This is a genomic window from Microbacterium sp. MEJ108Y, assembly GCF_000834175.1.
Lineage (GTDB): Bacteria > Actinomycetota > Actinomycetes > Actinomycetales > Microbacteriaceae > Microbacterium > Microbacterium forte.
This window is the reverse complement of the sequence record NZ_JXQX01000012.1, coordinates 1-21910: the sequence shown is the minus strand read 5'-3', so window position 1 is coordinate 21910 and position 21910 is coordinate 1. Positions and strand designations below refer to the sequence as shown.

The following is a 21910-nucleotide window of genomic DNA, read 5'->3' as shown; positions in this document are numbered from 1 at the left end:
CGTCAGGCGATCGGGGTGGCGACAGCCTCGGCATCCGTCCGGTCGGTGAAAGCCTCTTTGGGAACGAAGACGAGGATCGCGGCGGCGACGAGCGCCGTCACGCCGCAGACCACCCAGACCGTGACGTAGCCGGCGAATGACCCTGCGGTGCCCTCGACCGCTCCGCTCACGCCGTTGAGCAGTGCGATCCCGAAGATGCACGAGGCGATCGCTCCGCCGACCGTCTTGACCGAGTTGGTGAGCCCCGTCGCGACACCGGTCTGCGTCGCGGGCGCCGCCGACGCAGCCGCCGCGGGGAGAGCCGCCACGAGAGCGCCGGAGCCGAGTCCGACGATGACCATGTTGGTCACCACCTGCACATAGGAGTCATGGAAAGGCAGGAACAACAGGAACCCGATGCCGACGAGCAGAGACGCGCCCATGAGAGTGATCCGCGGGCTCACCAGTCGAGCGACGAGCGGGAACAGCAGTGCGCCTGCGATCATCGCGATCAGATACAGCCCGATGATGAGCGACGTCGCGAAACCCGTCGTTCCGAGTCCATAGCCGTAGACACCCGGATCGGTGCGCGCGAACGTCGACAGCGGTGCCTGGGCCCCGAGCACGCTCACTCCGAACAGGCCTGCGGTGAGGAACACAGGCCCGAGGGCCGGTGAGCGGAACATGCGCACGTCGATGAGAGGGTCATCGCAGCGCAGCTCCCAGAGCACGAACGGGATGACGAGCAGGAGGCCGAGCACGACCACCGCCCATGACCAGGGGTTGACGAGTCCGCCCTCGAAACGGAGCAGGCTCAGCCCGCCGGTGAAGCAGATCAGGGCGAGCGAGATCAGCACGACGCCGACCGTGTCGAACACGCCGCCGGTCGGATCAGGCGACTCCTTCACCCCGAACAGGATCACGAAGAAGCAGACGACGATCAGCACCGCGGGAATGAGGAGCACGACCGTCAGCGGGAGGACATCGATCAGCGCACCGCCGACGAGAGCACCGATGATCGCGCCGCCTTCGAGCGCCGCCACCAGCAGCCCTGCCGCTTTCGCCGTGATCGAGGAGCGTCCCTCCATCCGGCGTGAGCGCGACCAGATGAGCGCGATCTCGAGCGGCAGCCAGACGACGTAGAAGCCCATCAGCGTCCAGCCGATCAGGAACACGGGGAACGAGTCCGTGAACGGCAGCACGAGTGCCGCGACGGCGGTCAGCGCCGTCGAGATCAACAGCATCCGCTTGTGCCCGACCATGTCGCCGAGCTTCGCGAACGCCGGCACGACGAGAGCCGAGAGCATGAGCTGCGTGCCCTCGAGCCAGTTCACGTCGGCGTCGTGGATTCCCAGATGCCGCGCGATGTCGGTGAGCATGGGCGTGTAATAGCCCTGCAGCACGCCGCTGGTGAACTCGACGAAGGCGAGGAAGCCGACGACGGTGGCGAGGGTTCCCAGAGTGCGGGTGCGCGTCATCGCGGCTCCTCGGTGAAAGGGCTGACTCGGGCGCCGAGACGCCCTCGAAGGGGTGAGATCACCCTAGCCGCTCGAGGAGAGCCCGATGGAACCGCTCCCCCCGCTCGAGCGCAGCGATCTCGACGTTCTCATCGACGCCATGGATCGACGCCCGCTGCGCGTTCGACATGTCGAGCGGTGCGAAGCGGTAGACGGCCGGCGCGAAACGGTGGAAGTGACGGGAGTCCGTCGCCGCCATCATCACGTACGGCACGGCGGGGACCCCGGGGTGCGAGACCGCGAGCGCGTCGGCGAGCACCGCGAACTGGGCGTTGTCGGTCGCAGATTCGGGCGATGGTTCGCTCGCCTCCTCGACGCGGACCGTGACCAGCGGATCCCGGATGCGCCGACGCACCCGCAGCACGGTCTGCTGCGTCGTCTCACCCAGAGCGATGCGCAGATTCACGGTCGCCGACGCCTGCGAGGGGAGGACGTTCGCCGCCGTGCCACCCGACTGCATCGTCGGGGCCACGGTCGTGCGCACGAGAGCGGCGGGCTCACCGCCGAGCGCGGCGAACAGCTGACCTGTCAGCAGCGGCGCGGATCCGAGCAGACGCAGCAGATGTCGCGCCGGACCGGGCGTCTGAGCGCCGAGCTGCGACAGCATCCGCCCGATCGCCTTCGAGGGCCGTGGTCGGAACGTCCGCGGCCCGAGCCGATCGACGGCTCTCGCCACCCTCCGGACGGCGGTGAGAGAGGGTGGAGCCGACGCGTGGCCGCCCTCGCCGCGCGCCGAGAGGGTCAGGGTCATCACGCCCTTCTCCCCGACGCCGATCATCGCCGCTCGGCCCGGTACGAAAGGCAGTGGGGCGTCGACGACCGCGCCGCCTTCGTCGACCACGAGCCACGGGATGATGCCGCGCTCGCGCAGCACCCGCGCGATCTCCTTGGCCGCTCGACCGAAGGTCTCTTCATTGCCTCCGAATGAGAGGTAGACGTCTCGCGCGGGGACGAACCCGACGGCGAGCAGATTCTCGACCGCCTCGAGCACGACGATCAGCGGACCCTTGTCGTCGAGAGCCCCGCGCCCGTAGACCACCCCGTCGGCGATCACGCCCTCGAACGGAGGATGCGTCCATGCATCGCTCTCATCCACCGGGACGACGTCGTAATGCGCCATCAGCACGACCGGCCCGTCGGCCTCAGCCTCTCTGCCCGACCAGCGGAAGAGCAGCCCGAAATCGGTATGCCGCTCGAGCGCGAGGTGCTCGTGAACGAGCGGGTAGAGGTCGGCGATCAACGCGACGAACGCCTCGAACGGCTCGGATCCGCGTTCCTCCAGCTCCGCCGACACGGTCGGCAGCCGGATCATCTGCGAGAGGCGTTCGGCGATTCCGGGGCGAGGTTCTGTCACGTCGGCCATCGTAGCGCCGGGCTCATTGCCTCCCATCGGCACTCCGGAGGCACCGGAAGGGCTCAGCCGCGTCCCGCGGGTCCTCGGCACCGCGAGACAATAGAAGGATGAGCCTGTTCGCCCTGGCACCCAAGCGCGGTCCGCGCTGGCACCTCGCCACCCAGGCCGCGCTGGGCATCGCGGTGCCGATCGCCGTCATGACCATGATCGGTCAGCCCTCGCTCGGCTACATCGCGGCGTCGGGCGCATTCACGGTCCTCTTCGCCGGCACCGCTCCTGTGGTCGAACGGGCCAGGATCCTGCCTTTCGTCGCCGCGGGCCTGATCGCCAGCGCCGCACTCGGAGTCGCTGCCTCCGCGAACGCCTGGCTCGTGAGCATCGGCGTCGTGGTCGTCGCGGTCGTCAGCGCGGCTCTGGCGTTCGGTTTCCGGCTCGGTCCACCGGGGCCCCTCTTCTTCGTGCTGGTCTTCGGCCTCTCGGCTCATGTGATCGTCAGTTCACCGATCGCACCGATGGTCTACATCGCCGCGCTCGCGGCGGGATGCGTCTTCTCCTATCTGGTCGCGATGGCGCCGCTTCTGCTCCCCCGTGCGCATTCGGTCTCGGCCAGGCCGCTGCGTGAGCTGCTGCCGGGGCCCGCGTTCACGGCCGATTCACGCATGCTGCTGATCCGGGTCGCGATCGTCGCGATCATCGGCGTGCTGCTCGGGCTGGTGATCGACCCGACGCGCACGTACTGGATCGTCGGATCGGCCGTCGCCGTGATCGGCGTGGCAGCCGCCCGCCGCGCCGCCGTGCAGCGCGGACTGCACCGCATGCTCGGGACCGTCGTCGGCGCAGGGGTCTACGCTCTTCTCGCCCTGCTGCATCCGTCGGGTCTCTGGCTGGCGCTGCTTCTCGGCGCCCTGCAGTTCACGATCGAGCTCGTCGTGGTGCGCCACTACGCCCTCGCGCTCGTCTTCATCACGCCGCTCGTGCTGCTGCTGACGGGTGCGGCGACCGGCGAGATCGGTTCGATGGACGTCGCGTGGGAACGTATCGTCGACACCCTCGTCGGTGCTGCGCTCGGTGCGCTCTCCGGTCTGCTGCATCCTCGGTCCACGACGCCTCGCACCTGATCCTCGACGGCGGCCGCCGCACGGGCCATACTCGCACCATGACCCGCGCGCCAGAGATCGACGACTACCACCGGAGACTCCGCCCCGAAGATCGCGAGATCTGCGAGCGCCTCGCCGACGAGATCGACCGGGGGCTTCCCGAGGCGTCCGCCAAGGTGTGGCACGCGCACCCCGTCTGGTTCCTCGACGGCAATCCGATCGTGGGGTACGACCGCTTGAAGGATGCCGTGCGACTGATGTTCTGGAGTGGCCAGTCGTTCGCCGAGCCCGGACTCGTCGCGTCCGGATCGTTCGAGGCGGCCGAGGCGAGGTTCGTCGACGTCTCGGAGATCGACACCGACCGTCTCGCCGTCTGGCTGTCGGAGTCACGGGTCGTGCAGTGGGACTACGAGCACATCCGCACGAATCGGGGTCTCGTCAAGCGCACCGAGTTCTGACCTCGATCCGGGAACACGACGAGCCGGCGCCGGGTTGCATATCGAGAGCCGAGAGGAGAGCGATGGAACTCACGCTGGTCACATCCGCGTTCTGCGGCGCCTGCTCTCGAACCCGTGCGGTCGTCGCTGATGCGGTGCGCTACCTTCCCGATGCGACCGTCACCGAGATCGACGTCGCATCCGAGCCGGATGCGGCGGAGGCGCTCGACATCCGGTTCACCCCCACGGTCATCATCCGCGATGCCGCGGGTGCGGAGGTCTTCCGGGCAGAAGGCGTGCCGACCGTGCCTCAGGTGCTGACCGCGGCGGTGAAGGCGCTCCCCGACTGAGCGACGACCCCGCTCTTGCGGATGTCCGACCCCCGGCGCAGAATGAGCCGCAGCGGGGCCGACGAGGGCCCTGCCTGACATAGCTGGGGGCAGTCATGGCGACACTCAATCCGTATCTCTCGTTCCGCACCGAAGCGAGACAGGCGATGGAGTTCTATCAGGGCATCCTCGGCGGGGACCTCGAGATCACCGTGTTCGGCGAGTTCCCCGACATGGTGCAGAACCCCGATCAGAACGACCTCGTGATGCACGCGCAGCTCACGACGCCCGACGGCCTCGTGCTGATGGCGTCGGACACCCCCGACGGCATCCCCTTCGAGCCGCCTCAGGGGTTCTCGGTGTCCCTGAGCGGCAATACGCAGGAGAAGACGCAGCAGGTGTGGGATGCGCTGTCCGACGGCGCGGCGATCACGATGCCGCTCGACGCTGCGCCGTGGGGCGGCAGTTTCGGGATGCTCGTCGATCGATTCGGGATCCCCTGGATGCTGCACGGCGACCCCGAGTGAGTCGCACGCTGCCGATCCGCTGACTGCGAAGACCCCCTCCTGCGGGCGTCCGCAGGAGGGGGTCTCTGTGATGTCAGGTCGCCCGGGTCGCCACGGGGCGGCTCGACTCAGCTCAGCTCAGGGCCTTCGCTTCGATGAACGCACGGAGCTCCTGCTCGTCGTCTGCCATCTCGGTCCGGTGCTGCGGAGCATCGAGCATGGCGCGCAGCTCCGAGGAGTACTCGAGCTCGACGCCGATCGCCTCGCGGATCGTCTCGGCGAACTTCTGCGGCTTCGCGGTCTCGAGCACGAGCATCGGCACACCCGATTCGAGATTCTCGCGGGCGACCTTGACCCCGTCCGCGGTGTGAGGGTCGATGATGTCGCCCGTCGCCTCGTAGACCGCCTTGATGGTCGCGAGTCGGTCGGCGTGGGTCGAGGTGCCGCTGACGATGCCGAACTCGTCGACGAAACGAGCCAGGTCGGCGGTGAAATCGAAGAAGCCCTGGGTGTCGAGATCCTGCCAGGCCTTGACCACGCGTGCGGCATCGCGCCCGACGAGCTCGAAGATGAAGCGCTCGAGATTCGAGGCCTTCGAGATGTCCATCGACGGGCTCGAGGTGGCGAGCGTCTGCGCCGCGCTGCGGGGCCGGTAGACACCGGTGCGGAAGAACTCGTCGAGCACGTTGTTCTCATTGGCGGCGAGCACGAGCCGACGGATCGGGAGGCCCATCTGCTTCGCGAAGAACCCCGAGAGGATGTTGCCGAAGTTCCCCGACGGCACGGTGAACGAGACCTCGGTCCAGCCGCCGGCATCCGTCGCGCGCAGCCATGCCCAGAAGTAGTAGACGACCTGAGCGGTGATGCGGGCGAGGTTGATCGAGTTGACGGCGCCGAGGTGCTGGGCCCGCTTGAAGTCGAGATCGCCCGCGAGCGACTTGACGAGGTTCTGGCAATCGTCGAACACGCCGTCGACCACGATGTTGTGGATGTTCTCGTCGGCGAGCGAGAACATCTGCGCACGCTGGAACGCGCTCATGCGTCCCTTCGGAGACAGCATGAAGACCGAGATGCGGTCCTTGCCGCGCAGCGCGTGCTCGGCAGCCGATCCCGTGTCTCCGGAGGTCGCGCCGAGGATGTTCAGGACGGAGCCCTTGCGCTCGAGCGCGTACTCGACGACCTGGCCGAGGAATTGCATGGCCATGTCCTTGAACGCGAGCGTCGGGCCCTCGGAGAGACCCACGAGCGTGAGGTCGTCATCGATCGAGCGCAGCGGCACGACCTCTTCGGGGAACTGGTCGTATGCCGCCGCGGTCATGCGCGCGAGATCGGCACGGGGGATGTCCGTCGCGAACAACGCGAGCACCTCGGCCGCGAGCTGCGGGTAGGTCAGCGCCCGCCAGCGCTCGAGGGTCTCACCGTCGACCGTCGGCATGGTCTCGGGCACGGCGAGCCCGCCGTCTGTCGCGAGCCCTTCGAGCAGGGTCTCGCAGTACGGCAGCGGCTGCATGCCGCCTCGGGTGGAGATGTACTGCACGGGAGCTCCTCGGTTCGGGATCGGCACGGGGCTTCCATTCTCGCAGGTGGCCGCGGGGTGGTTGCACGGCCACCACGCGTACTCACGACATAGCGCGTTCGTCGCGCGGAGGCAATGGTATTTCCCTGTGAGCTCGGATCTCTTAACGTGGACCCCATCAACAGAACAGGAGCCCTCATGACTGCGAAGACCCATACCGCGCATGACCACAAGCCCGCCGACGGCCAGGCTCCCACGACAGCCACCACGCCGGCAGAGCCCCTCTACGAACGTGTCGACCTCGATCGGTACGTCGTGCTCCACGAAGGTCCCGTCGGATACGTCGAGCACGTGCATCCGGTCTTCGTCTGCTACGTGGGCCACCCCTATCATCACGCCGACGAGATCGCTCAGGTGTATGACTTCCACGACGCTGTGCGGACTGTTCTGCACCGCGCCGTCTCGAAGCGGCGCGCTCAGTGAGCCGCGAGATCTGGCCCGGTTCCCCCTACCCGCTCGGTGCGACCTTCGATGGCCAGGGCGCGAACTTCGCCCTGTTCAGCGAAGGCGCCGAGAAGGTCGAGCTGTGCCTGTTCGATGACGACGGCAACGAAGAGCGGATAGCGCTCGAAGAGGTCGACGCGTACGTGTGGCACGGGTATCTGCCCTCGGTTCAGCCGGGGCAGCTGTACGGATACCGCGTGCACGGCACCTACGACCCCGCCCAGGGAAAGCGATTCAACCCGAACAAGCTCCTCCTCGACCCCTACGCGAAGTCGGTCGCAGGTCGTGTGGAGTGGGGACAGCCGCTGTTCGGCTACGACTTCGGCGACCCCGACTCCCGCAACGACGAGGACTCCGGCGCGACGATGGTGAAGGGCGTGGTCGTGAACCCGTTCTTCGAATGGGCTGGCGACCGCCTCCCGAAGATCCCCTACGCGCAGACAGTGATCTACGAAGCGCACGTCAAGGGACTCACCCAGCTGCACCCCGATGTCCCCGAGGAGCTGCGCGGCACATATGCGGCGATCGGTCACCCGTCGGTCATCGCGCATCTCGTGCACCTCGGAGTCACCGCGATCGAGCTGATGCCGGTGCACCAGTTCATCTACGACTCGACGCTCGAAGAGAAGGGCCTCACGAACTACTGGGGCTACAACACCCTCGCGTTCTTCGCGCCGCACAACGACTACTCCTCCAGCGGGCAGCACGGTCAGCAGGTGCAGGAGTTCAAGGCCATGGTGCGCGCGCTCCATGCAGCAGGCATCGAGGTCATCCTCGACGTGGTCTACAACCACACCGCCGAGGGAAACCACATGGGGCCGATGCTCTCGATGCGGGGCATCGACAACGAGGCGTACTACCGCCTCGAAGAGGACCGCCGCTACTACACCGACTACACCGGTACAGGGAACAGCCTCAACGCGGGCAACCCGCATGCGCTGCAGCTGATCATGGACTCGCTGCGGTACTGGGTGACCGAGATGCACGTCGACGGCTTCCGCTTCGACCTCGCCTCGACCCTCGCGCGCGAGTTCTACGACGTCGATCGACTCGCGGCCTTCTTCGAGCTCGTGCAGCAGGATCCGATCGTCTCGCAGGTGAAGCTCATCGCCGAGCCGTGGGACGTCGGTCCGGGCGGATATCAGGTCGGCAACTTCCCCCCGCAGTGGACGGAGTGGAACGGCAAGTACCGCGACACGGTGCGCGACTTCTGGCGTGGCGAGCCTCAGGCGCTCGGCGAGTTCGCCTCCCGCCTCACCGGGTCGGCCGACCTCTACGAGCACTCCGGTCGCCGCCCTGTGGCGTCGATCAACTTCGTGACCGCGCACGACGGCTTCACGCTGCGCGACCTCGTGTCGTACAACGAGAAGCACAACGACGCGAACGGCGAGGACAACAACGACGGAGAGTCCCACAACCGCTCCGACAACCACGGCGCGGAGGGTCCTACCGAGGACGAGGGGATCAACCGCATACGTGCTCGTCAGCAGCGCAACTTCCTGGCGACTCTGCTGCTGTCACAGGGAGTGCCGATGATCGCGCACGGCGACGAGCTCGGCCGCACCCAGGACGGCAACAACAACGGCTACGCACAGGACAACGAGCTCACCTGGGTCGACTGGGAATCGGCCGACCTGCCGCTCGTGGAGTTCACCGCAGCGGTGGCCAGGCTTCGCCGCGACCACCCGACGTTCCGACGCAGCCGCTTCTTCGACGGGCGTCCGGTGCGGTCGGACGACGGCGAGCGCGTGCCCGACGTGGTCTGGCTGCGTCCGGATGGCCGCCGCATGGAACCGGAGGACTGGGATTCCGGATTCGGTCTCGCGATCGGGGTCTTCCTCAACGGTCAGGGCATCCGCGAGAAGGACCGACGGGGTCGCCCCGTCACCGATCAGAACTTCCTCGTCTACTTCAACAGCGGCACGGATGCCGTCGAGCTCGCGCTGCCCGATGAGCGGCACGGCCATGCGTGGGAGGTCATGATCGACACCGCGGGCGAGCGAGCGGACGGCGGATCGCTGGATCCGGGTGCGTCGGTCCCGCTCGAGGCCCACTCGCTCCTCGTGCTGCGTGACGTCGACCGGACGGTGGTGTCGACGGACAATTCGGTCGAAGCGTCGCTGCGCATTCAGACGGAGCAGGCCGAGGCCCCGGCGCCGGCCCCCACCCCGGAGCTGCCTCGATGACGTATCGCCCGCTCTCGACCTACCGTCTGCAGATCCGCTCAGGCTTCACCCTCGACGACGCGGCATCGGTCACGACGTATCTGGCCGATCTCGGGGCGTCGTGGGCCTACCTGTCACCGCTCCTGGCCGCCGTGCCCGGGTCGGACCACGGCTACGACGTCGTCGATCACTCGCGAGTGGATGACGACCGCGGCGGCCCCGACGGCCTGAAGCGGTTCGCCGCCGCCGCGCGAGCAGCCGGACTCGGCATCCTCGTCGACATCGTGCCGAACCACGTCGGCGTGGCGATCCCCCGCGCCAACGTCTGGTGGTGGGATCTGCTGAGACTCGGACGCACGTCACGTCACGCGGTGGCGTTCGACATCGACCGGCGACTGTCGGAGGGGCGGGTGCGTCTGCCGATCCTGGGTTCGTCGCTCTCAGAGGTCCTCGAGTCCGGTGACATCGTGGTCGACACCGCTCCCGCCGACGACGCCCCCGACGGAACACTGTCGTACTTCGACCATGTGCTGCCGTTGGCGCCGGGCTCCGGTGAGTTCGCGGAAGACCTGCCGAGGCTCCTGGAGGCCCAGCACTACGAGCTGCGGTTCTGGGAAGACCAGAACACCGACCTCGACTACCGCCGCTTCTTCGCCGTGTCGGAGCTCGCCGGCATCCGCGTCGAGATCCCCGATGTCTTCGACGAGTCGCATGTCGAGATCGCACGGTGGATCACCGACGGTCTGGCCGACGGCCTGCGGGTCGACCACCCCGACGGACTGACAGACCCCGGCGGCTACCTCGAGCGACTCGCGGACATCACCGGCGGCGCATACACGGTCGTCGAGAAGATCCTCGAGCCCGGCGAGCAGCTGCCCTCGTGGTGGCGCACCGACGGCACGACCGGGTACGACGCGATGGGCGAGATCGACCGCGTCCTGATCGACGGCGACGGAGTCGCAGCGCTCGACCGACTCGACGCGCGGCTGCGCACGGAGACCGGTCTGCCCGCAGCGGAGCCCTGGCACGACCTGATCCATACGACCAAGCGGATGATCGCCGACGAGCTGCTGCAGTCCGAGGTGCGCCGCCTGGTGCGGGCGCTGCCGTTCGGTGTGGTCGGCGCCGAGGATGCGCTGGCCGAGATCGTCGCCGGCTTCCCCGTCTACAGGGCGTATCTGCCGGCGGGGCGCGAGCACCTGCAGCACGCGATCGACGACGCCTCCCGACGACGCCCCGACCTCGCGGCATCGATCGCCGAGCTGACGCCCCTGCTGCTCGACACGACTCTCGAGGTGTCGGAGCGCTTCCCGCAGGTGACGGGCGCCGTCATGGCGAAGGGCGTCGAGGACACCGCGTTCTACCGCCACACCCGTCTCGGGACCCTGACGGAGGTCGGCGGCGACCCGTCGATCACCTCCGTCTCGGTCGGCGGGTTCCATGACGCGCAGCGAGCGCGACTGGCGTCGTGGCCGCACTCTCTCACCGCACTGTCGACCCACGACACGAAGCGATCCGAAGACGTCCGCGCACGCCTCTCGGTGCTCGCAGAGGTTCCGGATCGATGGGCCGAGGTCCTGACCGATCTTCGAGCCGTCGCGTCGACCGGACACGGCCCCCTCGATTCGCTGCTCTGGCAGGCGGCGGTGGGAGCCTGGCCGATCTCATCGGAGCGACTGCTCGCGTACGGCCTGAAGGCGGCGCGCGAAGCCGCGGAGTCGACCGGATGGCAGCATCCCGACCTCGAGTTCGAGAAGGGCATCGAATCGATCGCGAACGCGACGAACGGAGACGCCCGCGCGATCCTCGAGGGGTTCGTGGCCGAGATCGTCGATCACGGCCGGGTGAACTCGCTGTCCGCCAAGCTTCTGCAGCTCGCAGCCCCCGGTGTGCCGGACGTCTATCAGGGCACCGAACTGTGGGATCACTCCCTCGTCGACCCCGACAACCGGCGGCCCGTGGACTTCGCCGAACGATCGGCGATGCTCCGGCGACTCGATGAGGACGTCGCCCGCGGCGTCCTCCCCCCTGTCGACGACTCGGGTCTCGCGAAGATGCTCGTCACCTCTCGCGCGCTGCGTCTGCGCAGGGACAACCGCGAGCTGTTCTACCGGTATCGCCCCGGTGGCGTCGCGGGGGAGGCATCGGATCATGCGGTCGCCATGGACCGGGGCGGCGTGCTCGCCGTCGCGACGCGTCTGCCCGCAGGACTCGTCCGTCGAGGCGGCTGGGGCGACACGGTGCTGCTGCGCCGGGAGCTGCCCGCGACCGACGCGATCACGGGGCGTCGGTTCGACCGTGGGCCGATCCGTCTCGCCGACCTTCTCGACACCTATCCGGTGGCGCTCCTGGTGGATGAGCGATGATCTCGGTCTGGGCTCCGCGCGTCGACAGGGTGCAGCTGCGGCGTCTCACCCCCGCCTGTACGACGATCTCGGAGCACGATCTCGACCCGGCGGATGACGGGTCCGGGTGGTGGCGCACGGATGTGGCGATGGCCGAGGGCGAGCGCTACGGCTTCCTGCTCGGCGACAGCACCGAGCTGCGCCCCGACCCTCGGTCGCGCCGACAGCCTCGAGGCGTGCACGGGCCCTCGGCCCTGTTCGACCCCGCCCGCTTCGAGTGGACCGACACCGGCTGGAGCGGACGGCCGCTCGACGGCGGTGTGATCTACGAGCTGCACGTCGGCACGTTCACGCCCGAGGGGACACTCGACTCGCTCGCCGGGCACCTCGATCACCTCGTCGAGCTCGGCATCACCCATGTTGAGCTTCTTCCGGTCAACGCGTTCAGCGGTGAGTGGAACTGGGGATACGACGGCGTGCTCTGGTACGCCGTGCACGAGGGGTACGGCGGCCCGGCCGCGTATCAGCGGTTCGTCGATTCCGCTCATGCACGCGGCATCGCGGTGATCCAGGACGTGGTCTACAACCACCTCGGCCCGAGCGGCAACTACCTGCCCGAGTTCGGCCCCTACCTGCGCGAAGGCGAGCACACCGCGTGGGGCGACTCGGTGAACCTCGACGAACCGGCCGTGCGCGAGTACATCATCGAGAACGCCCTGATGTGGCTGCGTGACTTCCACGTCGACGGTCTGCGTCTCGACGCCGTGCACGCCCTGCACGACGACAGCACACCGCATCTCCTGCATGAGCTGTCCGAGCGCGTGGATGCACTGTCGCGCGAGGTCGATCGCCCCCTGAGCCTGATCGCCGAGTCCGATCTCAACGACCCCGTCATGGTCCTCCCCCGCGAGGCCGGCGGATACGGTCTCTCCGCTCAGTGGTCGGATGACTGGCATCACGCGGTGCACGTCGCGCTCACCGGCGAGACCGACGGGTACTACGCCGATTTCGCGGCACCGGATGCTGTCGCGAAGGTCACGCAGGACGGGTTCTTCCACGACGGCACGTATTCGTCGTTCCGCGGGCGAGCGCACGGCACCCCGCTGCCGCCGAGCGTTCCCGCCTGGCGTCTGGTCACGTTCGCGCAGGATCATGACCAGATCGGCAACCGCGCGGCCGGAGACCGGCTGACGGCATCGCTGTCATCCGACCGGCTCGCCGTCGCCGCGGTGCTGACGTTGACAGCGCCGGGAACCCCGATGCTGTTCATGGGCGAGGAATGGGGAGCATCGACTCCCTGGCAGTTCTTCACGTCTCACAAGGAACCCGAGCTCGCCCGGGCCACGGCGGAGGGGCGGATCGCCGAGTTCGCGCAGATGGGATGGGACCCGGCCGCTGTGCCCGACCCCCAGGACCCTGCGACCTTCGAGCGGTCGCGGCTGGACTGGAGTGAGCTCGAATCACCGCACCATGCTCGGATGCTCGATCTGTATCGACGTCTGATCGCGCTGCGACGTGAGGTGCCCGAACTGACCGACCCCGAGATGTCGCACAACGTCGTCTCGGTCTCTCATCTCGAGGGCGCACCAGAGCACCGGGCCTACCGCATCGAGCGGGGTGAGCTCGCGGTGCTCGTGAACCTCACCACGGAGGAGGTGGAGTTCGACCTCGGCCCCGACTCGCGGATCCTGCTGGAGACGGCACCCGGCCGGATGGTGGCACGGACCATCGCGCTGCCGCCCGAGTCAGCGGCGATCGTCGCGCCGCCGCGCTGAACCGTCTCAGGCGCCGAGCACCTTCTCGAAGCACAGTGAGAGATCGCTGCCGACGTAGTGCCCGAACAGCGGAATCGGCACGTACCCTTCGCGCTGGTAGAAGCGCACGGCATCCGGCTGAGCGGTGCCGGTCTCGAGCACCAGAGACCGGATGCCGAGCTGTCGCGCCTCCGTCTCGAGGGCGCGGAGCAGGGCGACGGCCGCCCCTGTTCCGCGGGCGGACGGTGCCGCATACATCCGCTTGATCTCTGCGACATCCGATGCGAGGACCTCCGGATGCAGGGGTCTGAGACCGCCGCACACGACGGCGTGACCGCCACCGTCCCTCACCACGAGGAAGACCGGCACATCGTCGGCCGAGGGGACGACGCCCGGCTCGTGGTCATCGCTGCCGTACCGCGCGTCCAGCTCGCTGCGTTGAGCGGCTCTGAGCCGCTCTGCGTCCGGATGCGACCACGCCACTCGCTCGACCGTCACGTCCATGTCGTCCCTTCGATTCGGTGCCAGCGCCGTTCACGATATCGAGGGGAGATTTCGCAGATGTTGCCGATCAGCACCGATTCAGAATTCTCTGAATTCAGATTTCTGTGTACTGTTGCTGCGTGACCCTCACCGCCTCGCTCACCCATACCGCCGCGGTCGCCCGCCTCGGGCATGCACTGTCGGACGCGACTCGGGCAGGCATCCTGCTCGCCCTCCGAGAGGCCCCCGCCTATCCCGCCGACCTCGCGGATGAGCTCGGAGTCAGCCGTCAGCTCCTGTCGAATCACCTCGCCTGTCTGCGGGGATGCGGCCTCGTCGAGAGCGCCCCCGACGGACGCCGCAGCCGCTATGCGCTCGCAGACCCGCACCTCGCCACAGCCCTCGACGAGCTGATGCGCGTCATGCTGATCGTCGACCCCGGCTGCTGCGACGGAGACGGGTGCAGCTGCTGATGTCGGTGACCGCCCTCACCCCCGAGCGGCGCGCGACGCTGCATCGCCGCATCCGGCTCATCGTGGCCTTCACGATCGTCTACAACGTGATCGAGGCCGTCGTCGCGATCGCCGCGGGGTCGGCCGCCTCGTCTGCCGCGCTGATCGGGTTCGGACTCGACTCGAGCATCGAGGTGCTGTCGGCCGCCGCCGTCGCCTGGCAGTTCACCCGCCGCGATCCCGAGCGCTGGGAGAAGCCCACCTTGCGGGTGATCGCCGTGGCTTTCTTCGCGCTCGCGGTCTATGTCACGGCGTCGTCTGCGCTGTCTCTGCTCGGCGGAGACCGGCCCGAGCACAGCGCTGTCGGTCTCGTGCTGACCGCGCTCAGTGTGGTGATCATGCCGCTCGTGTCGTTCGCCGAGCGACGGGCGGGTGTCGAGATCGGATCCGCCACGGCGGTCGCCGACTCGAAGCAGACGCTGATCTGCACCTACCTGTCGGCCGCGGTGCTCATCGGACTGGCCCTCAACAGCCTGTTCGGCTGGTGGTGGGCGGATGCCGTCGCCGGACTCGTCATCGCGATCTTCGCCGTTCGAGAGGGCCTCGAGGCATGGAAGGGCGACGCCTGCGCGACCTCGGTCGGCATGATCCTGGACGACGAGCACGCTCGTCACACGCACGACGATGCACGTCATGAGCACTGACTCCGGAAGAAGTTCAGCGAGATCCTGACCTCAGCGTCACTTTCGGTCGACTTCGGGGTCTTGCACATGAGACCCGAAGTCGGCCTGGGGGAACATGAGCCCGCTTCCGGTCTGAGCCGCACTCTCCCCTGTTGAGCGGCTCGCGGGTGGGGCACCTCCCACAGCCCCACCCGCCCTCCTGCTCGTCACGGGGTCGGCGCGCTTGCGTCAGATCCAGCCGCGCTCCTCGGCCATCAGCACCGCCTGCTGCCGTGTGCCCACCGACAGTTTCGCGAGCACCGCGGAGATGTGGTTGCGCACCGTGCCCGGGGCGAGGGACAACGCCCTCGCGATCTGGGTCGTGGTCTCACCACGACGCCCCGCACGCAGCACGTCCAGCTCACGATCGGTGAGGGGCGAACGCTCATCGCTCAGCGCGTCGGCCGCGATCTCGGGATCGACATAGCGAGCTCCCGCCGCGACCCTGCGGATCACATCGGCGACCTGATCGGCGCCTCGGGACTTCGGGAGGAAACCTGCGACGCCCGATGCGAGCGCGCGCCGCAGCACCCCTGGGCGGGCGTGACGGGTGACCACGACGCAGCGCGTGACGATCGCCCGGTTCAGCCGCTCGGCGACCTCGACGCCGTCGAGCCCCGGCATCTCGAGGTCCAGCAGGCAGACATCGGGGGTCAACCTGAGCGCGGCAGCGAGCGCCTGCTCTCCGTCGGCGCACTCGGCCACCACCTCGATGTCTCCCTCGAGGCGCAGCAGCGCGGCGAGAGCCGAACGGATCATGCCCTCGTCGTCCGCGAGGAGCACCCGGATCATCGCGTGCCCTCCTCGTCAGCAGGCTGCATCTCAGATGCCGGCACCGTGACCGAGACGATGAACTCACCGGCGTCCTCGCGGATCTCCAGGGTTCCGCCTGCTTCCGAGATGCGTCGTCTGACCCCGTCGAGCCCCGACCCCACCGGCTCTCCCCCGGCGCCGGCCGCCACATCGTTCGCAACCTCGTAACGCCAGCCGTCGGCGACCCGGCGGAGGGCGAGACGCGCGCGGCGCCCGGCGCCGTGCCGCAGGACGTTGGTCGTGGTCTCCCTGATCACGGGTCCGAGAGCCGACGATGGCGCGTCGTCGGCGTCCGGTGCGATATCGGCCTCGACGTCGAGTCCGGCCGCGGCGAGAAGATCTCGCGCATTCGCGACCTCGTCGCCCAACGGCACCGAACGGAAGCGCGTCGCAAGGTCGCGGGTGCCCTGCCGCGCTTCGTCGACACTCACTCTGGCTGCCTGCAGCTGCTCCAGAGCCGCATCGGGGTCGATCCCCATGAGTCGCTCGGCCAATTCGAGCTGCAAGGCGATCACCTGCAGGTGGTGCCCCTGCAGGTCGTGCACATCCGTGGCGACGCGCAGCCGCTCCTGCGTCGCAGCGAGTCTCGACTCGGATGCCCTGGCGCGGTCGACGGTGACGAGCACATCCCACCACCAGAGGGAGCTCACCGACATCGCCGGGATCATGATCGCATACAGCGCGGGGATCCAGCCGGCGACGCCGATGTCTGCAGCGCCCCTCGCCGCGTCGACGAAGGCGACGAGAACGAGCAGCAGGGTGGCGAGCGCGACGATCCGCAGGCGGATGCCCTTGGGCCAGTTGAGCAGCACCACCGACTGAGCGACGGGCATGAGGGCGAGCAGCCAGCTGTCGATCACCAGTCCGGCGACGGCTCCGTAGCCGACCGCTGTCAGCAGAGGCAGCGCGATGCGCGTCCACGCGATTCCGGGCTCCGCATCGAGCCGGTGGCGGTACCCGGCGAGCAGCACCATCGTCGAAGCCCACCAGACGAGGCCTCCCAGCCCCACGATGAACGGAGCCGCCACGTCGCCCGGTACGGCGAGGGCCTGCAGCGTCCAGATCAGCACCAGGAACAGCTCGAGGAAGACGACGGCCGAGAATGTGTACCACCAGGTCGCGGTGATGCCCCGGGCGAGTTGGCGCGCGCCGGGCGGCGGGTCGCCGGAGTGGTCGGCGACCGGAGAAGTGCTGCTCATGCCCCCCAGAGTACGGGCGTGACACATGTCACGGATGCCGCAGGCGAACCACCCGGAAAGCAGTGACGCTGCGACACTGCCGCGGTCGGGCGAAAGGCGGTGGACTGGATGCATCGCGACGGAGACACCGTCGCTCAGACCGGCAGGAGCCACCCCATGAATCTCATCGAGACCTTCCAGGGCTTCGTCGCCCAGGTGCCCGAACTCGTCCAGCCGCTCATCGTCGCCCTCGCCGGGGCGATCCCCTTCATCGAGGGTGAGGGTGCCGTGTCGATCGGCATCATCGGCGGCATCCACCCCGTGGTCGCGGCGATCGCGGCGATCATCGGCAACTTCCTCTGCGTCGCTGTGCTCGTCATCGCCAGCTCGGGGGCGCGCACAGCGATCGTGAACCGGTCGCGCAGCCGGCAGGCGGTGGTCGCCGGCGGCGGAGCCGTCGAGACGGTTCCCGCCGACTCCGCGGATTCCGACCGCGGCAGTGCCCGCCGCGAGAAGTTCCAGCGGGCCTTCGAGCGCTACGGAGTGCCGGGCGTCAGCCTGCTCGGCCCGCTGCTCCTGCCCACCCATTTCACGGCCACGATGCTCGCCGCGTCGGGCGTCGGAAAGGTCCGTATCCTCGTCTGGCAGGCTGTCGCGATCATCGGCTGGACCACGGTCGTGGCTGTGATCGTCGGCGGCGCCGTGTACGCGATCCGCTGAGCCCAGGCGCCGGACGCACAGCAGAAGCCCACCCGCGGAGAGCGAGTGGGCTTCTGCTGTGCGTGTCTCACGTCAGCGACGTCCGGTGCTCGACCGTCGCTTGGCGGCGATGCCTGTGGCCAGTCCGCCACCGACGATCAGCGCGAATGCGAGGGACAGGAACGCTGCACCCGATTCGCCTCCCGTCAGCGCCAGCCCGCCGGGGGCCGCGATCGGGCTCGGCGTCGGAGTCGGCGTCACGACCGGTGACGGCGTCGGAGTCGGGGTCACGACCGGTGTCGGCGTCACGACCGGTGTCGGAGTCGGCGTCGGCGTCACGACCGGCACCGGGTTGGCGATGTTGGTCAGGGTCAGCTCGACACCGGCAGTGGTCTGCGGTGTCACCTCGTAGGTGCCGTCGCCGCCGTCGACGACGCCCTCGCCGGCGATCGTCCATTCACCCCACGTCACGCCCTGGATCTCCGGCAGATCGATCTCCTCGATCACGAAGGTCGATCCGAGGGGCGCACGCGCGCTGACCACCGGCTGCCCCACGGGAACCGACATCGTGGCGGGCGGGGCATCCGATCCCTTGACCGAGTACCGCACCGTGTAGGTCGCGTCGCGCACGGCGTCCGCCTGTGCACCGGTGATCTGCTTCGTGATCGAGAACGTCGTGTAGGCGACACCGCTGCCGTCGCCCCCACCGGACTCGACGACCGTGTGGGTCGCCGACGTCTCGAACGTGTCGACGATCGCGTGGTTGCCGAAGATGTCACCCGCGGCCACGGGTGCGTCTGCCTGCGTGAAGTAGACCAGCTCGTATGCGAACCCTCCGGCCGGCAGACCGGACGCCACGAACTCGAACGAGCGCCCGTCGTCTGCCAGGTCGATCACGTAGGTCGAAGGGTCGACCTCGCTCGCGTCGCCGACCAGCGCGCCGTTGACGACCGCACGCTGAACCAGCTTCACGTCGCCGGTGTAGTGATGCCCCGTGAGTCCCGCGTCGAGCGTGTCGGTGATCGTGAACGACCCCTCATGGACATAGCCGCTCGGGATCCCGATGACCCACTTCAGCAGTCCATCGGTCGCGGTCTCCCCGCCGTACTTGTAGGGCTCTTCCTGTTCGGCCGGGTCTTCGGGCACCACTCCGCCGTCGCCGGGGAGATCGACGATCTCGACCGTGTCGCCCAGGTCGAACTCGACCGTCTCGCTGGTCGTCGTCTGCGAGGCCCGTGCCTCCATCCAGAACGTGCCTCCGACCTTCTCGAGACCCTCGACCGCTTCGGTGAGAGTGCAGACCATGTCGGGCCCGCCACCCGCCGCCACGGCGCAGTTCGCCATGACCAGACCCGTCACGGGATCGGCGATGGTGAACTCCCCGGCGGACTGCCGACTGAACTCAGCGGGGAGCGTCATCCCGAAGGTCTCCCCCGCCTGTGCTCCGGCCGGCACTGTCCACGTGCCGGAGATCCGCACGTTCTGCCACTGCACGAGCGGTCCGCCACCGTGCTGATTCTCGAGGGACACACCGCTGATCGCGCCGGGATACGTCACCGTCGGAGCCGCGGTGGCCGGAACAGCAGACCCCAGAAGTCCGGTCACCGCCATGACGATCCCCACGATGATCGCCGCGATGCCCCGACCTCGCGTCTTCACTCCCCCGGTCGTCTTCGCCTCGCCTGTCGTCCTTCTGCGCGCACGCACGAAACCACGCTCCCCAGTCATCGTCTTCCCCATCCGATTCGAGTCGCTCCCAGTCGCGACCCATCTAAGAGATCAGGAAAATGCCCGGGGATTACGTGGCAACCGGTATACAGCTTCGATATACCGGAATGGGTTACTGGCAGTGCGTGGTTCCCGCCTCAGCGCACAGCCCCGGCAGTCAGTCCCCCCACGAGCCAGCGCTGGAAGAACACCGCGGCGGCGAAGACCGGGATCACCCCGATGAACGACGCGGCCGCGATCTTGCCGAAGTGCGGTGTGCGGTCTCCGTAGAAGAGCGACAGCGCGACCGGGAAGGTCTGCGAGTCCACGCTCTGGGTGAGGAAGGTCGCGAGAAGGAACTCGTTGTAGTTGAGGATCGCGACGATGATGCCGATCGCGACCAGGCTCGGCAGCAGCAGCGGCACGACGACCGACCACAGCATCCGCAGGGTGCCCGCTCCGTCGATGCGCGCCGCCTCCTCGATCTCGACCGGGAGCCGGCGGATGAAGCCCTCCAGCAGCCAGACGGCGACGGGGACGTTGACGAGTGCGTAGACGAGCGTGAGTCCGAGAAGCGTGTTGTTCAGCCCCACGGATCGCAGAAGCGTCAGCAGCGGCACCACGGCGACGATCGGCGGAAGCAGCCACGGGCTCATCAGTGTCGCCGCGAGCGTGCGGCCACCTGCGTTGTGGCGCACGATGGCCCACGCGCCGGGGACTGCGATGACGAGTGAGACGGCGGCGCCGCCGAGAGCCGCGGCCAGGGAGTTCAGGATCGAACGCGGGATGTCGGTCGACAGCACGTCACCCCAGTTCTCCCAGTGCGGGGCGGCGCTCCACAGGACTCCCGAGACCGTCTCGTCACGCCCCATCAGCGACACCGAGAACAGATACGCGAGGGGGACGAGGGTGACGGCGAGCGCCACGAACAGCACACTGCTCGCGACCGGCCGCAGACGCGTGCGCGACTCAGTCATGCCGGGCCTTTCGTGCGAAGACCGCCACCACGAGGGTCACCACGGTCACGATGACCGCGAACACGAGGGTGATCGCGGACGCCCGACCGATGTCGAACTCCTTGAGGGCGACCTGCTGGATGAGATAGGTCGTCACGGTCGAGGCCTGACCGGGTCCGCCCGACGTCATCACGAACACGAGGTCGAAGACCTTCAGCGCGATGACGAGCCGGATGAAGAGTGCGGCGATCACCGTGCCCGCGATGGCCGGCCAGGTGATGTGCCGGAACAGACCGGCTCCATGTGCTCCGTCGAGGGACGCCGCCTCCCGCACGGAGGGATCCTGTGTGAGCAGCGCGGCGTAGACGAGGATCACGATCAGCGGCGTCCACTGCCAGCCGTCGGCGAGGCCGATCGCCGGGAGCGCCCACGCCGTGGTCGACAGCGGCGCGAGCGAGACGCCGGGAAGCACGGTGGCGAGGAGTCCGCCGCCGGGGTTGAACACGAGCTTCCACAGGGTTCCGACCACCACCGGTGGCGTGATGAGAGGAAGCAGGAGCAGCGTGCGCACGACGGCGCCTGCACGGGTCGCACGCTCCAGCGCGACGGCGATCGCGACCCCCAGCACCACGCTGACGACGGCCACCACGACGGCATACGCGACCGTCCGAGCGAACGACGCGACGACGTCGGCATCCGCGAGGATCGTCTCGAGATTCGCGGTTCCCACCCACTCCTGGAACGGTCTCCCGAGTGTCGAATCGGTGAAGGCCGCGGCGAGGATGAAGACGAGCGGATACGCACCGAGCACGACGATCGACAGGATGGTCGGCGCGGTCAGCAGTCGTGCGGTGCGGGACCGCGACGGACCGCCCGCCCGTCGCGGCACGGGGCCGGACGCGCGGGCGATGCGCACGCGGATCGACGAGGCGTCAGCCAAGGATCTCTTCCCACTCGGCCTGCACTCGGTCGAGCGTGTCCTGGGCGGTGCCGCCCTCACCCGCGATGAGCTTGGCCAGCTCGTCGGTGAGGATCTGCGCCGCCTGCGAGGCGTTCTCACCGGTGGGCCAGGCCAGCGAGCCGCTCAGCGTCGTGCGGTTGACCCGCTGCAGGTCGGGGTAGGTCTCGCCGTACGCCTCGCTCTCGAGCGAGGACTCGCGGTTCGGGTCGATGCCCGTCTGCGGGTCGGCGACGATGAGTTCGGAGTTGACCTCGCTGGACGAGGCGTACTCGATGAAGGCCTTGGCGAGGTCCGTCTTCTCGGTGTTCGCGGCGACGACCCACGTGAAGCCGGCCACCAGCGAGGCGCGCGCCTCGGTGTTCTCGCCGCCGACGGGCAACGTGGTCACGCCCCACTTGCCCGCGACCTTCGAATCGGGGTTGGTCTCCGAGCCCAC

Annotated in this window: 21 protein-coding genes; 11 read left to right on the top strand and 10 right to left on the bottom strand. The window is 68.4% G+C overall.

The features are described from left to right. Positions 1–2: 2 nt before the first annotated feature. Complete coding sequence (locus tag RU09_RS06965; protein ID WP_042538930.1) at positions 3–1457, bottom strand: MFS transporter; 1455 nt, start codon at positions 1455–1457, stop codon at positions 3–5. Between the two features lie 58 nt (positions 1458–1515). Beyond that, positions 1516–2859 carry a M20/M25/M40 family metallo-hydrolase gene (locus RU09_RS06960; RefSeq protein WP_042538928.1) on the bottom strand — a complete coding sequence of 448 codons (1344 nt, stop codon included), beginning with the start codon at positions 2857–2859 and terminating at the stop codon, positions 1516–1518. Positions 2860–2957: 98 nt separating this feature from the next. On the opposite strand from RU09_RS06960, the gene RU09_RS06955 reads away from it, so the two are divergent. The 4 genes from RU09_RS06955 to RU09_RS06940 all read left to right on the top strand — a co-directional run bounded on the left by RU09_RS06955 (position 2958) and on the right by RU09_RS06940 (position 5240). Continuing rightward, a complete protein-coding gene (locus RU09_RS06955) occupies positions 2958–3968 on the top strand; it encodes an FUSC family protein (RefSeq protein WP_042538926.1) in 1011 nt (336 codons plus the stop codon). A gap of 38 nt (positions 3969–4006) precedes the next feature. Next, a complete protein-coding gene (locus RU09_RS06950) occupies positions 4007–4405 on the top strand; it encodes a DUF1801 domain-containing protein (protein ID WP_042538924.1) in 399 nt (132 codons plus the stop codon). Between the two features lie 62 nt (positions 4406–4467). Next, positions 4468–4734 carry a thioredoxin domain-containing protein gene (locus tag RU09_RS06945; protein WP_042538922.1) on the top strand — a complete coding sequence of 89 codons (267 nt, stop codon included), beginning with the start codon at positions 4468–4470 and terminating at the stop codon, positions 4732–4734. A 95-nt stretch (positions 4735–4829) separates the two neighbouring features. Further along, on the top strand, positions 4830–5240 hold the full coding sequence (locus RU09_RS06940; RefSeq protein ID WP_042538920.1) for a VOC family protein: 411 nt from the start codon (positions 4830–4832) through the stop codon (positions 5238–5240). A 112-nt stretch (positions 5241–5352) separates the two neighbouring features. Here the strand turns inward: RU09_RS06940 and thrC are convergent, their stop codons facing one another. After that, positions 5353–6756, bottom strand: coding sequence for a threonine synthase (gene thrC, locus RU09_RS06935; RefSeq protein WP_042539408.1), 1404 nt, complete (start codon positions 6754–6756; stop codon positions 5353–5355). Positions 6757–6933: 177 nt separating this feature from the next. On the opposite strand from thrC, the gene RU09_RS06930 reads away from it, so the two are divergent. The 4 genes from RU09_RS06930 to treZ are packed head-to-tail and all read left to right on the top strand — an operon-like array spanning position 6934 to position 13524. Beyond that, on the top strand, positions 6934–7218 hold the full coding sequence (locus RU09_RS06930; protein ID WP_042538918.1) for a hypothetical protein: 285 nt from the start codon (positions 6934–6936) through the stop codon (positions 7216–7218). Then, on the top strand, positions 7215–9425 hold the full coding sequence (glgX, locus tag RU09_RS06925) for a glycogen debranching protein GlgX (protein WP_042538916.1): 2211 nt from the start codon (positions 7215–7217) through the stop codon (positions 9423–9425). The genes RU09_RS06930 and glgX overlap by 4 nt, the downstream gene beginning before the upstream one ends. Next, positions 9422–11770 (top strand): malto-oligosyltrehalose synthase, encoded by a 2349-nt coding sequence (gene treY / locus RU09_RS06920; RefSeq protein WP_042538914.1) that lies wholly within the window; start codon positions 9422–9424, stop codon positions 11768–11770. Before glgX ends, treY begins: the two co-directional genes overlap by 4 nt. Beyond that, positions 11767–13524, top strand: coding sequence for a malto-oligosyltrehalose trehalohydrolase (gene treZ / locus RU09_RS06915; RefSeq protein ID WP_042538912.1), 1758 nt, complete (start codon positions 11767–11769; stop codon positions 13522–13524). The genes treY and treZ overlap by 4 nt, the downstream gene beginning before the upstream one ends. Before the next feature lie 6 nt (positions 13525–13530). Here the strand turns inward: treZ and RU09_RS06910 are convergent, their stop codons facing one another. After that, entirely contained in the window at positions 13531–14007 is a 477-nt protein-coding gene (locus RU09_RS06910) for a GNAT family N-acetyltransferase (protein WP_042538910.1), read from the bottom strand. A gap of 119 nt (positions 14008–14126) precedes the next feature. On the opposite strand from RU09_RS06910, the gene RU09_RS06905 reads away from it, so the two are divergent. Continuing rightward, positions 14127–14459: an ArsR/SmtB family transcription factor gene (locus tag RU09_RS06905; RefSeq protein WP_156145890.1), complete on the top strand. Its 333-nt coding sequence runs from the start codon at positions 14127–14129 to the stop codon at positions 14457–14459. Beyond that, positions 14459–15142: a cation transporter gene (locus RU09_RS06900; RefSeq protein ID WP_042539406.1), complete on the top strand. Its 684-nt coding sequence runs from the start codon at positions 14459–14461 to the stop codon at positions 15140–15142. The genes RU09_RS06905 and RU09_RS06900 overlap by 1 nt, the downstream gene beginning before the upstream one ends. Before the next feature lie 207 nt (positions 15143–15349). On the opposite strand, the gene RU09_RS06895 is transcribed toward RU09_RS06900, so the two are convergent. After that, the gene (locus tag RU09_RS06895; RefSeq protein ID WP_042538906.1) at positions 15350–15952 is read right to left on the bottom strand and encodes a response regulator transcription factor; all 603 of its coding nucleotides are present in this window, start codon (positions 15950–15952) and stop codon (positions 15350–15352) included. After that, complete coding sequence (locus RU09_RS06890) at positions 15949–17172, bottom strand: sensor histidine kinase (protein WP_042538904.1); 1224 nt, start codon at positions 17170–17172, stop codon at positions 15949–15951. Before RU09_RS06890 ends, RU09_RS06895 begins: the two co-directional genes overlap by 4 nt. Before the next feature lie 156 nt (positions 17173–17328). On the opposite strand from RU09_RS06890, the gene RU09_RS06885 reads away from it, so the two are divergent. Next, positions 17329–17871, top strand: a complete 543-nt coding sequence (locus RU09_RS06885) for a hypothetical protein (RefSeq protein WP_042539404.1) — start codon at positions 17329–17331, stop codon at positions 17869–17871. A 72-nt stretch (positions 17872–17943) separates the two neighbouring features. On the opposite strand, the gene RU09_RS06880 is transcribed toward RU09_RS06885, so the two are convergent. The 4 genes from RU09_RS06880 to RU09_RS06865 form a co-directional block, all read right to left on the bottom strand. After that, positions 17944–19578 (bottom strand): Ig-like domain-containing protein, encoded by a 1635-nt coding sequence (locus tag RU09_RS06880; protein ID WP_156145889.1) that lies wholly within the window; start codon positions 19576–19578, stop codon positions 17944–17946. 137 nt (positions 19579–19715) lie between these two features. After that, complete coding sequence (locus RU09_RS06875; protein ID WP_042538900.1) at positions 19716–20534, bottom strand: carbohydrate ABC transporter permease; 819 nt, start codon at positions 20532–20534, stop codon at positions 19716–19718. Further along, positions 20527–21453, bottom strand: a complete 927-nt coding sequence (locus RU09_RS06870; RefSeq protein ID WP_082041058.1) for a carbohydrate ABC transporter permease — start codon at positions 21451–21453, stop codon at positions 20527–20529. The genes RU09_RS06875 and RU09_RS06870 overlap by 8 nt, the downstream gene beginning before the upstream one ends. Further along, positions 21446–21910: extracellular solute-binding protein (locus RU09_RS06865; protein ID WP_156145888.1), on the bottom strand; the 465-nt coding region annotated here is incomplete at its 5' end. The genes RU09_RS06870 and RU09_RS06865, both read right to left, overlap by 8 nt.